We start from the raw sequence: 14,308 nt of genomic DNA on the forward strand, positions 1-14,308 counted from the left end.
TCGAAGAGCTCAGCCCGAACGGATTCGAAGCTTTGGACAAAAATTCCCCTATCCTGCTGTTCGATTCCGGCGTCGGCGGACTCACGGTCCTTGGCGAACTGCGCAAGCTCCTGCCCGCAGCACCGGTAATCTATGCGGCCGACATCGCCGGGCTTCCCTATGGTGCGAAGAGCGAGGCCGAGGTCGCCGCACGCGTCGCCGGCCTGCTCGGGCGTATGGCCGAGCGTTACCATCCGCGCCTGATCTGCATCGCCTGCAACACCGCCTCGACCATTGCGCTCGGAATGGTGCGCGAGGTGCTGGAAACGCCGATCGTCGGCACCGTGCCTGCGATCAAGCCGGCGGCAAGCATCACGCGCACCGGCACATTCGGCCTGCTCGGCACGGAAGCGACCATGCGTCAGGCCTATGTCGACAAGCTCGAGCAGGAGTTTGCCTCGGGCAAGCGTCTGTTGCGGCATGGTGCCAACGGCCTCGTCGCGATCGCGGAGGCCAAACTGCGCGGCGAAGAGGTCAGCATCGGTGCCGTTGCGGACGAGGTGAAGGCTCTGGTTCTCCAGCCCGGCGGGCGCGAACTGGACACCGTCGTGCTTGCCTGCACCCATTTCCCCTTGCTCGAACCCGAACTGCGCGAGGCGATGGGCAAGGACATCACCTTCGTCCATGGCGCGCAGGGAATTGCGCAGCGGATCGCCTTCTTGACGAAGGGTCAGGAGTTCGCCCGCGCAAAGCCCGATTTCGCCGTGACCACCGGTGAACTGGCAGACTTCGAGAAGCTCGACCGGGCCTTTGCGAACTATGGAATCGATATCCTCGAAAAGTTCTGAGGATTTGCGAGTCGTTCGCAAAGATCGCGGTGGCAAAGCCCGGCGCGTTTGCCTATGTGCAGCGCCATATTTTGCCGCAGACGGGCGGCGCTGTGACGGGTAATCCCGCGTGAACTACGACCAGATTTTCGACGAAGCGATCGGACGGCTCCATGCGGAGGGCCGCTACCGCGTGTTCATCGACATCATGCGCAACAAGGGTGCCTATCCCAATGCGCGCTGCTTCCACGGCCATAATGGCCCGAAGCCGATCACCGTCTGGTGTTCCAACGACTATCTCGCCATGGGCCAGCATCCCAAGGTTATCGAGGCGATGGAAGCCGCCCTGCACGATGTGGGCGCGGGTTCAGGCGGCACGCGTAATATCGGCGGCAACACCCACTTCCATGTCGAGCTGGAACGCGAACTGGCCGACCTTCACGGGAAGGACGGCGCGCTGCTGTTCACCAGCGGCTATGTCTCGAACGATGCAACGCTCTCGACTCTAGCGAAGCTGCTGCCCGGCTGCGTGATCTTTTCGGACGAATTGAACCACGCCAGCATGATCGCCGGTATCCGCAATTCGGGCTGCGAGAAGCGCGTCTTCCGTCACAACGATCTCGAGCATCTCGAACAGCTGCTCGAGGCCGAGGATGCCGACACGCCCAAGCTGATCGCGTTCGAGAGCGTCTATTCGATGGATGGCGACGTCGCCCCGATCCACGCGATCTGCGACCTCGCGGAAAAATACAATGCGCTGACCTATGTCGACGAAGTCCATGCCGTCGGCATGTACGGCAAGCGCGGGGGCGGCATTTCGGAACGTGACGAAGCGGCGCACCGGATCGACATCATCGAAGGCACGCTGGGCAAGGCGTTCGGCGTGATGGGCGGTTACATCGCAGCCGATACGCGCGTGATCGACTGCATCCGCAGCTATGCGCCCGGCTTCATTTTCACCACTTCGCTCAGCCCCGTGCTGGTCGCGGGCGTGCTCGCCGCGGTGAAGCACCTCAAGAGTTCTTCCGAAGAACGGGACGCGCAGCAGGCGGCGGCCGCATTGCTGAAAGGCAAGATGCGTGATGCCGGCTTGCCGGTCATGAATTCGGTCACGCACATCGTCCCGCTGATGGTGGGCGATCCGGTCCGCGCCAAGAAGATCAGCGATATTCTGCTCGCCGAATACGGCGTCTACGTGCAGCCGATCAATTTCCCCACCGTGCCGCGCGGCACCGAACGCCTGCGTTTCACCCCCGGGCCTTCCCATACCGAAACCATGATGGACGAACTGGTCGCCGCGCTGGTCGAAATCTGGGATCGGATGGAACTGGAACTCGCCCGGGCGGCATAGGCGCGGAAGAGATGGCAAAGGCAGCCGATCCTGATTTTCGCCATGACACACCGCATGAAATCAAGGCCCTGCTCGAATCGGACCAGGCGCTTTCCGAAAAGTGGCAGGCCCTGACGCCGCTGGCCCGCAACGAATGGATTTGCTGGGCAATCTCGGCCAAGCAGGAGGCCACCCGCGAGAAACGACGCGTTCGGCTCCACGAAGAAGTCCTCGACGGTAAAAAGCGCCCCTGTTGCTGGCCGGGATGTCCGCACAGGCGCGAATCCGCCCGCAAGTGGGTAGATGCCTGAGGCAGGGCATCTGTTTTGTGCCTGTCGGCTTCCTAAATACGTCCGATGCGACTGCAGCCGTCCTTCCTCTCCAGCAATAACGGACCTCTCTATGGTGTGAGTGCCATCCTTCTCGCCGTGTTCATATCTCTGGCTGCAATCGGGGGACCGAAGGACACGGCGGCATCTCAAATAACTGACTCGCGTCTCGCCGAAGCCTCAACGGATGAGACTTTGCCGGCCACCGACGATCTTCCGGCCGCCGCGGACGATACCGTCATTCTCTCCCGGCTTTCCCCGGACGAGGCCCGGGCCCGCAACGCGGTGATAGAATTCGCTGCCGTCGGACCCGGCAATCCGCGCCCCTTCGCCTTTCATGGCTCCTCCGCAGACAGGCTCCGCGCGCGCGACTGCCTTGCGCTGGCCGGCATGGCGGAGGCCGGTGGCGGCGACGGCAACCAGCGCGCGGTCATGCAGGTCATCCTCAACCGTGTGCGCCACCCGGCCTTTTCCAATTCGGTATGCGGCGTAGTCTTCGAAGGATCGCAGCGCCCGACCGGTTGCCAGTTCAGCTTCACGTGCGATGGCTCCCTTGCACGCAGATATAGCGACAAGCTGTGGGAGGCATCGCGCCGCCGGGCGGAAGAAATGCTTGGCGGTGCGACCTATCCGCCGGTCGGCAACAGCACCCATTTCCACGCAGACTATGTGTATCCCTGGTGGAGCGACGAGCTCGACAAGGTGGCCCAGGTCGGCTCGCACATCTTCTTCCGCTGGCGCGGGTTCTGGGGGACGGCGCGCGCGCTTTCCGCCCGGTATAGCGGCGGCGAGCCAGACCCGATGGCACTGCGCGCGACCGCCGAGGCGGTGGCCGCAGCCAATCCTCTCCCCACCCTGCTCGAAAGCGGCACCGCAGTGCGCAGCATCATGCAGGAACAGGTAGCGGAAACGCCTGCGGCTGACGCTGATGCAGAAGCTTCGCCTTCGCCGGGAGCGGGCGTCCATTTCGTGCTGATCTCGCCCACCGATGCCCCGTCCGAACTTGTCGCTCGCGCGCGCCAGCTTTGTTCGGGCGAAGGGTATTGCCGGGTGCAGGGATGGACCGATGCCGCCAACATTCCATCCAGGCTCCCGCTGGCAGAGGAGGCCCGGCGCACGCTGCGATTCAGCTTCATGGCAGGGGGCGCCGGTGGAAGCGAAGCAGTGTTCTTCGATTGCCGTATGTTCACTGCGCCCGGCAGCGGCACCTGCCTGCCGAACGCGAGGCCGTAACGGATTTTACCGGGGTAACCGGCTGCGCTAATCCCTCCCTCAAATCGAGGAGAGACTATGAGCGGCAGCCCTGACCAACCCTATGACGAAATCGTGCGAAGCCGCCGCAGCATTCGCGGCTATCTGGACAAACCCGTCCCGCGCGAATTGATCGAGGAAGTTCTTGCGCTCGCCATGCGCTCGCCCACTTCCATGAATACGCAGCCCTGGCATTTCCACGTCATCACCGGCGAGCCGCTAGACCGTATCCGCAAAGGCAATACCGAACGGATACTTGCAGGCGAGCCGGACAGCCGCGAATTTCGCCGGGGCGAGCCCTTTGCCGGCGTGCACCGCGAACGGCAGATCGGTGTCGCCAAACAGCTCTTCGAAGCGATGGGAATTGCGCGTGACGACAAGGAGGCCCGTCAGGACTGGGTGCTGCGCGGCTTCCGGCAGTTCGATGCACCGGTCTGCGTGATCGTCACATATGACCGCGAACTTTCCGGGAGCGATGATACTGCATTCGATTGCGGAGCGGTCACGACCTCGCTCGTCAACGCCGCCTGGTCCCGCGGGCTTGGCTGTGTGATCAACAGCCAGGGCATCATGCAAAGCCCCGTCGTCCGCGAACATGCCGGGATCTCCGACGACCAGGTAATCATGAAAGCCGTCGCCATGGGCTGGCCGGACGAGAGCTTTCCTGCCAATGCCGTTGTCAGCAAGCGCAAGAATGTCGACGAGGCAGTGCGATTCGTGGGGTTTGAATGAGCGATAGACTGATCGATTTCGGCGATGGCTTCTGGTCCGTACGCGGAAGTTTCCGCATCGGCGGGCTGTTCGATATCGGTACGCAATGTGCGCTCGTCCGGCTCGCATCCGGGAATTTCGTCTTTCTCGACAGCTATCCTCTCGATGACGAAATCCGTGCGCAGGTCGACGCGCTGACCGATGGCGGGGCCAAGGTCGAGGCGATCCTCAACCTGCACCCCTTTCACACGGTCCACTGCGAATGGATGCATGAGGCTTTCCCGAACGCGGTTCTCTACGGTACTGCCCGGCACCATGAAGTTCTTCCCGACCTGCCGTGGTCCGACACCCGCTGCGAGCAGGACGAACTTGCGCAGAAATATTCGGCAGATTTCGATTTTTCCGTGCCCGCCGGAGTGCCGCTGGTTTGCGAAGACGACAGCGTGCATTTCTCCTCCATCCTTGCCTTTCACCGGGCGAGCGGGACGATCCATGTCGACGATACCTTCGTCTATCTGCGCAAGGGCTTTCCGCTTTCGCTGCTTCCCTTCACCAGGCGCTTCGGGTTCCACCCCACGCTTGCCAAGGCATTGCATCCGCGAAGCGGAGCGGCGGACGAATTTCGCGAGTGGGCGATCAACCTGGGGATCGAATGGGCCGAAGCCCGCCGCATCGCTGCCGCACACAATGCGGTACTTCCGCTTGATCGGAAGAAACTCCCCGATCTGATCGGCGAAGCGCTGGGACGGGTAGCTCCGGTGCTCGAAAAGCATCGCACCCGGCACAGCTGAGGTCGATCAGCAGGGTTCGCATACGGGCCTTACGAGTCGCTTGGCCTCGCCAATAGGCAGCAGCTTTGGCGTGAGCCTGGACTGCACACGACCGAAATAATTTTTCCGCTCGCAGCCGCCCGGTAACGGCCCGACCGCCAGCGGTTTTCTCCATGCGACGAGCGCATTTTGCATTAATTCAAAATTCATGCGCGGAACGCGAGGCGACCCTCCCCATTGCCCGGAAATCCCCCTCCCGGCAGCAAGCGGAGAGTAGAAATGAAGAAGAACATTCTCTTGGTCGCCAGCGGCTCTTTCATGGCACTACACGGCGTATCTGCGGCGGCGCAGGAAACACCCCCGGCGGAAACCAGCATCGAGACGGAAACCACCACGGCCACGCCCGCGGCCAATGGCGAAGGCGCGGTAGTCACACGCGAAACGACCACCACCACCGCCACAACGGATATGGGAGAGGTCGAGACCGAGATCGATTCCATGCAGTCGGTCGAAACGCCATCCGGCAATAGCACGACAATCGACCGGACCACGGACGCGGATGGCAAGACCACCACCACGGTCGACCATACCAGGATGGATCATTCGGCGCACAAGAAGGAAGATAGCGAAGAAGGTGACGATAAGCCGGAAACCAACTGAGCTACCGGCAACCAATAGGGACGCCTCTCTCCCCCTCCCCAACAGGCGTCCCGGCCGGACCTCTCACCGGCTAGCGGCCCGCGCAGAAATGTGCGGGCCGCTTTCGTTTCAATATCGGATAGGAAGTGCTGGTGAGCCGGGGCTCAGCGCAGGCTCACCACATTGTCCGCTGCCGGGCGCATGCGGCTGCCATCGTAAAGGCTCGCCATCGGCTCGTCCGTCACGATGATCCGTTCCGCAGCGCCAAAGCCGTTGAAATCGGTTTTCATCGCCGCACCGTAAGCGCCGAGCATGCCGATTTCGACATAATCACCCGCTTGGATATCTTCAGGCAGCGCGAAGGGGCCGGGCATGTAATCGGCATCGTCGCAGGTTGGGCCGTAGAAGGCGAAGTCCATTTCCGGCTTGATCAGATCGTCTTCCAGCGCGCGAACGGGGAATTTCCAGTCCACATGCGCCGCATCGAACAGCGCGCCATAGGCGCCGTCATTGATATAGAGCTCCTCGCCGCGGCGCTTCTCCACCTTTACCACGAGGCTACTGTACTCGGCGCACAGCGCACGGCCCGGTTCACACCACAGCTCGGCGTTATAGGCGATCGGCAGCGCGTAGAAGTGCTGGTGGATAATCTTGAAGTAATCTTCCAGCGGCGGCGGCTCCATGCCCGGATAGACGCTGGGGAAGCCCCCGCCCACGTCGATCATGTCGATGACCACCGATGCCTCGGCAATGGCCGCACGGGTACGGTCCAGAGCCTGCACATAAGCGAACGGGCTCATCGCCTGGCTGCCGACGTGGAAACACACGCCGAGCCAGTCCGCATACTGGCGGGTTTCCTGCAGCAGCGACGGCCCCTCGGTAAGGTCGCAGCCGAACTTGCTGGCAAGGCTCAACGCCGCGTGTTCCGACGATACGCGCAGGCGCACGCAGAGGCGCAGGTCGGTTGCCTCGCTGCCGTCCTCTGCGCGGGTGGCGTCGACTATCTTCGCCAGCTCCTCGCTCGAATCGAGGCTGAAGGTCTTCACGCCATGCTGGAAATAGGCCTCGCGGATCGCGCCGGGCGATTTGACCGGATGCATGAAACACAGCGTCGCCTCGGGCAGCACCGAACGCACCATGCGCACTTCGGCGATCGAAGCGACGTCGTAATGCGTCACGCCGTTATCCCAGAGGATCTGCACGAGCTCCGGCGAGGGATTGGCCTTCACCGCATAGAGCGACTTGCCCGGAAACTTCTCCACGAAGAAACGGGCTGCGCGCGCCGCGGCATGCGGACGGTTGAGGATAATAGGTTCGTCGGGCGCGAGCGCGCGAACTACGGACCGGGCGTCAGGAAAATGCTGCAACTCAAGGGACCCCCTAAACGGTCCTGGCGGACCATGAAACGACAAGCTGCCTTGCGGTTAGGAAGTCCCCTTGGGGCAGCGGGAGCGGCGCATATAAATTGTCGGTCATGAAACGCAAGTGAATATGTGACTCGATATCCGCAAGTTTGCGCGGGTCGCACAGAGCCTGAGTTGCGGCGGGACGCACCTAACTCAACCGGTCGCGGAAGGTCTCGTAGCCGAATTCCTTCACCAGCTCGAGCTGGTCGGTTTCGCTGTCCCACATCCATATGCTCGGCAATTGCACACCGTTGAAGGTGTTGGTCTTCACCATCGAATAATGCGCCTGGTCGAGGAAAGCGAAGCGTTTGCCAATCTCTGCGCCGCCGGGAATTCGGTAATCGCCGATCACATCGCCGGCGAGGCAGGAAGGGCCGCCGATGCGCACTTCCGGGATTTCGCGCTCGCTGGCTTCTCCCAGCATTGCCGGGCGATAGGGCGCCTCGATCACGTCGGGCATGTGGCAAGTGGCGGATATATCCGCGACTGCGACGGGCACTCCATTGAAGCCGGTATCGAGAATCGTACCGACCAGGATGCCTGCATCCAGCGCAACCGCCTCGCCCGGTTCCAGATAGATCTCCGCGCCCGTATCTTCCTTCGCATCGCGCAGGAATTCGATCAGCTCCTCGCGCTGGTAATCGGCTCGGGTGATGTGATGGCCGCCGCCCATGTTGATCCATTTGAGTTGGCCGAACCACGGTTCGATCGCGTCGAATACGCGGTCCCATGTCCTCAGCAGCGGCTCGAGGTCCTGCTCGCACAGATTGTGGAAATGAATGCCCTCGACATGCTCCATGATCTCGGGCGTCAGCTGGTCGATCGGAAAGCCGAGACGGCTGCCGGGACTGGACGGATCGTAACGCGGCACCTCGCCGGTCGGCACCTGCGGATTGATGCGCAGGCCCGTATCGAAATCCTGCCCACTCGCTCGCGCATTCTCGAGGATCAGCGCGGCACGCTGCATCTGGCCGGGCGAATTGAAGATGACATGGTCCGACAGGCGGCAGACCTCTTCCAGTTCCTCGGGCTTGTAGGCGGCGGAATAGGTGGCAATCTCGCCATCGTAGTACTCGCTCGCCAGCCGCGCTTCCCACAGGCCCGATGTGCATACGCCGTCAAGGTATTCACCGATGATCGGCGCCGCGCTCCACATGGAAAAGGCCTTGAGTGCGGACAGCACCTTGATGTCCGCCTCGTCCCGGATTTCGGCCAGCACCTGGCAATTGGCGCGCAGTTTCGCCGCATCCACCACGAAGGCGGGGCTATCGACGCGAGTGAGATCGAAATGGGCAAAGGCGCCCGGATCGCCGGCTCTAGTTTCCACAGTTCGACCTTGCTCCTATAAATTTCACGCGAAGACGCGAAGAGGTCAGTCTCCGAAACGGCTACCGCGATGTTTGTTGACGATGCGTTTGAGGCCGTCCTTGAACATCGGCTGTCCGAAATTCATCAATAAGCCGAGTGGCAAATGCGTCAGTCGCAAATAGGTAAGGACCTGCTTGCCGTGAACGGGCATTAATTTTTCGACCGACTTGAGTTCGAGAATGAGTCGGTTTTCCACCAGAAGATCGATCTTGAACGCGTTGTCTACGACAACGCCCTTATAACGCAAGGGGACCGACACCTGCCGCCGAACCTCAAGCCCTGCTTGCTGCAGCGCTTCAGCCATTAGTGCCTCATAGGCGCTTTCAAGCAGCCCCGGTCCGAGATCGTCATGAATATGAAAGCCGCAATCGACGGCGATCCGGGCAGTGCGCTCGATCTCGTCAGGGCGCAACATCTTCGCGTCTTCGCGTGAACCGGACCCCATTAAAATGCGACCGGACCATCCAGTTCCTTCACCTGCCAAGACAGGCCATGCTGGTTCAGCATGTCCATGAAGGGATCGGGATCAAATTCCTCCATGTTGAACACGCCGTCACCTTCCCACTTGCCAGTGACCATCATCGCCGAACCGATCATCGCAGGCACACCGGTGGTGTAGGAGACTGCCTGATTGCCGGTTTCCTCGTAGGCCGCCTCATGGCTGCAGATATTATTGATGTAGAAGGTCTTCTCGCCCGATCCGTCGAGCGCCTCACCTGTGGCGATTACGCCGATATTGGTGTTGCCCTTGGTCGTTTCGCCCAGCGTTTCGGGCTTGGGCAGTACGGCGGCGAGGAACTGCAGCGGGATGATGTCCTTGCCCTGATACCTTACCGGATCGATCCGCGTCATGCCGACGTTCTGCAGCACGGTCAGGTGCTTGATGTATTCATCGCCGAAGGTCATCCAGAAGCGCGCACGCTCCATCTCCGGGTTGAACTTGGCGAGGCTTTCCAGCTCTTCGTGATACATCATGTACATGTTCTTGGGCCCGACGGCTTCGAAGTCGAACTCGACCTTCTTGCCCATTGCCGGGGTTTCGACGAACTCGCCGTTTTCCCAGTGACGCGCGGGCGCAGTCACTTCGCGGATGTTGATTTCCGGATTGAAGTTGGTGGCGAAGGCCTGCCCGTGATCGCCGCCGTTGCAGTCGAGAATGTCGAGCAGGCGGATGCTCTTCAGCTTGTGCTTCTTCAGCCACATGGTGAAGACACTGGTCACGCCCGGATCGAAGCCTGAACCCAGCAGCGCCATCAGTCCGGCTTCCTTGAACCGGTCGTGATAAGCCCACTGCCAGTGGTATTCGAACTTGGCCTCGTCCTTCGGTTCGTAATTCGCCGTGTCGAGGTAATCCACGCCCGCTTCGAGGCAGGCATCCATGATGGGCAGGTCCTGATAGGGAAGCGCCAGGTTCACTACGAGGCTGGGCTGCACCTTTTTGATCAGGTTCACCATTGCCGGGACTTCTTCCGCGTCGATCTCGTAAGTCTCCACGTCGACGCCGGTGCGGTCCTTCACGCTTGCGGCGATCGTATCGCACTTGGACTTGGTGCGGCTGGCGAGATGGATATCGGTGAAGATATCCTTGTTCATCGCCATCTTGTGAACGCAGACCGAGCTGACGCCGCCCGCACCGATGACCAGAACTGTCGACATGGATGAAACCTCTTTCCTGAAAATGCGAATCTAGCGCCCCCTAGCGAAATGCGCAGGCCACGCCAAACGATCCGCTCGCCGCATTTCCTAACGGGCCCGGATCAGGCATAGCGCACGCCATGACCATCGCCCTTCCCACCTCTCCCCTGCATTCGAAACAGGGCTCTGAACCCGTGAACTTTTTTCGCCTTAGACTGTGTAACAGGCGGTCCATGTGTTGCCTGGGAGCGACGAACCGATGAGCGGTCTCCGTGTACCGAATCGCGACGGTGTGCTCGCCGCGGCGAGATCGATCGCCGAGATCCTCCCGCCCAGCCCCCTGCTTCCGGTCGAGATTGCCGGAGTGCGCTGTCACGTAAAGGCGGAAAGCCTCCAGCCAGTAGGCGCGTTCAAAATCCGCGGAGGCTGGTGGCGGCTTTCGAACTTGAATGAGGAAGAGAGGTCGCGCGGCGTGGTCGCCGTATCTTCGGGCAATCATGCGCAGGGCGTTGCGTGGGCAGCGCGACGACTGGGAATCCACGTTGTCATAGTGATGCCGCGCAATGCGCCGAAGGTGAAACTGGAGGCAACCCGCGCACTTGGGGCGGAAGTCGTGCTTTATGACCGCCCCGGCGAGGACCGTGACGAAGTGGCCGCACGCGAAGTCGAGGCGCGCGGGGCTACACTGGTTCATGCTTTCGGCGATCCTTGGGTGATCGAGGGACAGGGCAGCGCGGGTGTCGAAATCGAAACGCAGCTGGGCCGTACGCCCTCTCGCATCGTCGTGTGCTGCGGCGGTGGCGGCCTTGCGGCAGGGCTCGCCATCGCCTGCCCGGAAAGCGCGATCCATATTGTCGAACCCGAGGGGTGGGATATGGTCGGCCAGGCCCTTGCCGCAGGAGAAATCGTGCGGGTGGGCGATAAGCCGCCAGCTACCATCTGCGACGCGCTTCAGCCCGATGCGACCAAGCCGATCAATCTGCAGGTCTTGCATGGCCGCGCCGAACCCGGTGTGACCGTCACCGATGAGGAAGTGCGCGAAGCCCAGCGTTTCGCCTTTTCGCGGCTCAACCTCGTCGCGGAGCCGGGTGGCGCAGCAGCCCTCGCCGCAGCATTGTTTGGCAAGGTTACGCTGGACGAAGATACCGTCATCATGCTGACTGGCGGAAACACTGATGCGGAAAGCTTTGCCGCAACGCTGGCAGCCGTTTGACTTTGCGTCGATCTCGAAGCAGTTCAGTCAAGTAACAGGGAGGGAATTCACGATGCAGGCTCAAATGCTCGCACCTGCCGCAGTACTGGTGCTGTGGTCTATCGTCATGCTTTTCTGGATGGCTTTCACACGCCTGCCCGCGATGAAGAAGCTCGGCAGCGGCGGCGGTCTGCGCGAAGCCAAGCCGGGCGGCCGGGGCCAGGATCTCGAAGGTGTGATCGATGACAGGATCAACTGGAAGGCGCATAATTACGCCCATCTGATGGAACAGCCGACGATCTTCTATCCGACGGTTGTCATCCTTGCGATCATGGGAGCCGGATCGTGGGACGTGCTGCTGGCTTGGATCTACGTGGTCCTGCGCATCATTCACTCGGTCTACCAGGCCACCGTCAACGTCGTGAAGGTACGGTTCCTGTTCTTCGCGCTATCGAGCCTGGCACTCACTATTCTCGCCATTCGCGCGGTGATGGCCACGCTGTTTTTCGACCCTGCCCTCGCCCCGATATGATGGGAGCCTGACGAATGAATGTGATTACCGAATCCGCCATCTTGCAACCTGTTGTGGTCCTCATGGCATGGACCATGGTCATGTGGCTCTGGATGTACGCCACGCGTATCCCCGCGATGAGCAAGGCGAACATCAAGCCCGACGATGCTCGAAGGACCAAGGGGCTGGACGATGCGCTGCCCGATCAGGTTCAGTGGAAAGCGCATAATTACAATCATTTGCACGAGCAGCCGACCCTGTTCTACGCAGTCTGCCTGCTGCTGGCGATGGTAGGATGGGGCGAAGGGATGAACGCGCTGCTGGCGTGGATCTACGTCGGCCTGCGCGTCATACACTCGGTCGTGCAGGTCACCGCCAACAAGGTGATGGTGCGCTTCGTGCTGTTCGCGGTGTCGAGCCTCGTGCTGATCGCGCTGATCTTCCACGCCGCAATCTGGGCGTTCGACATTCACATGTGAGCTGGCAAGGGCTCGCCAGCGGGCGAGCCCTTCAGCAGGAGTTTACTCGGCAGCCTCGGCGGCATGGGCATGCCCGTCCGCATCGACTTCGAGATTGGCGAGGAAACGCTCGGCATCGAGCGCGGCCATACAGCCCATGCCAGCGGCGGTGACCGCCTGACGGTACACATGGTCGGTCACATCTCCAGCAGCGAACACGCCCGGAACGTCTGTCTTGGGCGAACCCGCCTCGGTGAGGAGATAGCCGCCATCGTCCATCGGCAACTTGCCCTTGAACAGTTCGGTCGCGGGCGCGTGACCGATAGCCACGAAGGCCCCGTCGGCTTCGAAAGTGCTGTCTTCGCCGGTCACTGTATCCCGCAGGTTGAGATGATGCAGCGCGCCGTTCGGGCCGGCCTCGAAGCTCTCCACCGTCTTGTTCCAGATGACCGAAATCTTCGGATGGTTGAGCAGGCGTTCCTGAAGGATCTTCTCCGCGCGCAATTCGTCGCGGCGGTGGATCAGCGTCACATCGTCCGAATGGTTGGTAAGGTAGAGCGCCTCTTCAACCGCAGTGTTGCCGCCGCCGATCACCGCGACCTTCTTGCCGCGATAGAAGAAACCGTCGCAGGTTGCGCAGGCCGAAACGCCCTTCCCGCCCAGCTCCATTTCACCCGGCACGCCCAGCCACTTGGCCTGCGCGCCGGTGGCGATCACCAGCACATCGGCAATGTACTCGTCCCCGCTGTCACCTATCGCCCTGAAAGGCGAGCCGCCGGCGATATCGACATCGACTATGGTGTCCCACATCATCCGCGTGCCGACATGTTCGGCCTGTTTCTGCATCTGCTCCATCAGCCAGGGGCCCTGGATGACGTCGGCGAAGCCCGGATAGTTCTCGACATCGGTGGTGATGGTCAATTGGCCGCCGGGCTGGAGGCCCTGCACTACGATCGGCTCCATCATCGCGCGCGCGGCATAGATGGCAGCGGAATAACCCGCCGGGCCGGAGCCGATGATCAGCATCTTGGTGCGATGGGTAGCCATATCTCTTGTCTCGTGATCGTATGGGAATTGTGTGAGGCGGCTATATGGGGATTGCCTTTGCCGGAGTCACGCCACGAAGCGTTCGCGAAGCCGGTCCTTCAACAACTCGTCCACACCTAAGGCGCCTTGGACAAAGCCATCGAGCGAACCATGCTCGTCCTCGACCTCCCGCCAGAAGGTGTGAAGATAGTCCTCATTCACCTCCAGCAGCGCCCGGATCGCGCCCTCGTCCAGCTTGCGACCAAGTCTTTGCTCGATCCCCGGTACCGACTGGGAAGCGAGCACTTCGAGCGTCGGCGCGTCATTGGTACGTAAGAACTCCGCCATCTGGTCGTCTCTGCCAACCCCGAGAACGTGGAGCATCAGCATAGCGGCGACGCCAGTGCGGTCCTTGCCCGCGAAGCAGTGAACAAGGCTGGCCCCGTCCCGCTCCGCCAACAGGTGGAAGTAGCGGGCGAACATCGAGACCATCGCTTTATTGCGCGGCATACGGGTATAGACACCGATCATTCGTTGGCGGGCGAATTCCTCGGTCGTGGTGCTCTCGTCGACGTCCATATGCGGCGGACTGGAACTGGTTTCACCATCATAGAAGAAAACTTCGCCATCGAAGCCATCCGGTCGCCGGCAAGGATTGCGTTCACGCTCCGAAATACCGCGCAGGTCGATGACGGTTCTGATGTCCAGTGCCTTCACGGCAAGCAAGTCGGCGTCGCTGGCGCCGATATGCTGCCCCGAACGCCACAACAGTCCGGTCTTCACTTTTCTCCCACCCGGAGTCGTCCAGCCGCCGTAATCGCGGAAATTGTGAATGCCTTCGGTGTCGAGGAAAGGTTTGCGAATCATAGGCAGGAC

The 14,308-nt window shown here is 61.3% G+C and carries 16 protein-coding genes; 10 read left to right on the plus strand and 6 right to left on the minus strand.

Annotated features, from left to right (window positions below):
- Positions 1-32 precede the first annotated feature (32 nt).
- The 7 genes from murI (at position 33) to AC13CE_RS03130 (ending at position 5,857) form a co-directional block, all read left to right on the plus strand.
- Entirely contained in the window at positions 33-827 is a 795-nt protein-coding gene (gene murI / locus AC13CE_RS03100) for a glutamate racemase (protein WP_221540932.1), read from the plus strand.
- 109 nt (positions 828-936) lie between these two features.
- Complete coding sequence (gene hemA, locus AC13CE_RS03105) at positions 937-2,157, plus strand: 5-aminolevulinate synthase (RefSeq protein WP_221540933.1); 1,221 nt, start codon at positions 937-939, stop codon at positions 2,155-2,157.
- A gap of 11 nt (positions 2,158-2,168) precedes the next feature.
- A complete protein-coding gene (locus tag AC13CE_RS03110; protein ID WP_221540934.1) occupies positions 2,169-2,447 on the plus strand; it encodes a YdeI/OmpD-associated family protein in 279 nt (92 codons plus the stop codon).
- 96 nt (positions 2,448-2,543) lie between these two features.
- A complete protein-coding gene (locus AC13CE_RS03115; RefSeq protein WP_345719471.1) occupies positions 2,544-3,698 on the plus strand; it encodes a cell wall hydrolase in 1,155 nt (384 codons plus the stop codon).
- 57 nt (positions 3,699-3,755) lie between these two features.
- Complete coding sequence (locus tag AC13CE_RS03120) at positions 3,756-4,448, plus strand: nitroreductase (RefSeq protein ID WP_221540936.1); 693 nt, start codon at positions 3,756-3,758, stop codon at positions 4,446-4,448.
- Entirely contained in the window at positions 4,445-5,218 is a 774-nt protein-coding gene (locus AC13CE_RS03125; protein WP_221540937.1) for a hypothetical protein, read from the plus strand. The genes AC13CE_RS03120 and AC13CE_RS03125 overlap by 4 nt, the downstream gene beginning before the upstream one ends.
- A gap of 258 nt (positions 5,219-5,476) precedes the next feature.
- Positions 5,477-5,857 carry a hypothetical protein gene (locus tag AC13CE_RS03130; RefSeq protein ID WP_221540938.1) on the plus strand — a complete coding sequence of 127 codons (381 nt, stop codon included), beginning with the start codon at positions 5,477-5,479 and terminating at the stop codon, positions 5,855-5,857.
- A 143-nt stretch (positions 5,858-6,000) separates the two neighbouring features.
- Here the strand turns inward: AC13CE_RS03130 and AC13CE_RS03135 are convergent, their stop codons facing one another.
- The 4 genes from AC13CE_RS03135 to AC13CE_RS03150 form a co-directional block, all read right to left on the minus strand.
- Complete coding sequence (locus AC13CE_RS03135) at positions 6,001-7,203, minus strand: type III PLP-dependent enzyme (protein ID WP_482971438.1); 1,203 nt, start codon at positions 7,201-7,203, stop codon at positions 6,001-6,003.
- Positions 7,204-7,390: 187 nt separating this feature from the next.
- Entirely contained in the window at positions 7,391-8,569 is a 1,179-nt protein-coding gene (locus tag AC13CE_RS03140; RefSeq protein ID WP_482971439.1) for a carboxynorspermidine decarboxylase, read from the minus strand.
- A gap of 45 nt (positions 8,570-8,614) precedes the next feature.
- Positions 8,615-9,025 (minus strand): GxxExxY protein, encoded by a 411-nt coding sequence (locus tag AC13CE_RS03145; RefSeq protein ID WP_221540941.1) that lies wholly within the window; start codon positions 9,023-9,025, stop codon positions 8,615-8,617.
- A 29-nt stretch (positions 9,026-9,054) separates the two neighbouring features.
- Positions 9,055-10,266 (minus strand): saccharopine dehydrogenase family protein, encoded by a 1,212-nt coding sequence (locus AC13CE_RS03150; RefSeq protein ID WP_482971440.1) that lies wholly within the window; start codon positions 10,264-10,266, stop codon positions 9,055-9,057.
- Positions 10,267-10,504: 238 nt separating this feature from the next.
- Between AC13CE_RS03150 and AC13CE_RS03155 the strand changes: the two genes are divergently transcribed.
- Genes AC13CE_RS03155 through AC13CE_RS03165 form a run of 3 tightly spaced genes read left to right on the plus strand, consistent with a single transcriptional unit; the run spans position 10,505 to position 12,427 of the window.
- The gene (locus AC13CE_RS03155) at positions 10,505-11,458 is read left to right on the plus strand and encodes a threonine ammonia-lyase (RefSeq protein WP_482971441.1); all 954 of its coding nucleotides are present in this window, start codon (positions 10,505-10,507) and stop codon (positions 11,456-11,458) included.
- A gap of 52 nt (positions 11,459-11,510) precedes the next feature.
- Complete coding sequence (locus AC13CE_RS03160; RefSeq protein ID WP_482971442.1) at positions 11,511-11,969, plus strand: MAPEG family protein; 459 nt, start codon at positions 11,511-11,513, stop codon at positions 11,967-11,969.
- Between the two features lie 14 nt (positions 11,970-11,983).
- Positions 11,984-12,427 (plus strand): MAPEG family protein, encoded by a 444-nt coding sequence (locus tag AC13CE_RS03165; protein ID WP_482971443.1) that lies wholly within the window; start codon positions 11,984-11,986, stop codon positions 12,425-12,427.
- A 42-nt stretch (positions 12,428-12,469) separates the two neighbouring features.
- Here AC13CE_RS03165 and trxB read toward each other — a convergent pair whose 3' ends face one another.
- Complete coding sequence (trxB, locus tag AC13CE_RS03170; protein WP_482971444.1) at positions 12,470-13,453, minus strand: thioredoxin-disulfide reductase; 984 nt, start codon at positions 13,451-13,453, stop codon at positions 12,470-12,472.
- A gap of 66 nt (positions 13,454-13,519) precedes the next feature.
- Complete coding sequence (locus AC13CE_RS03175) at positions 13,520-14,299, minus strand: tyrosine-protein phosphatase (protein ID WP_482971445.1); 780 nt, start codon at positions 14,297-14,299, stop codon at positions 13,520-13,522.
- Positions 14,300-14,308 lie beyond the last annotated feature (9 nt).

The sequence above is a fragment of the Qipengyuania sp. B-5 genome (genome assembly GCF_056857815.1).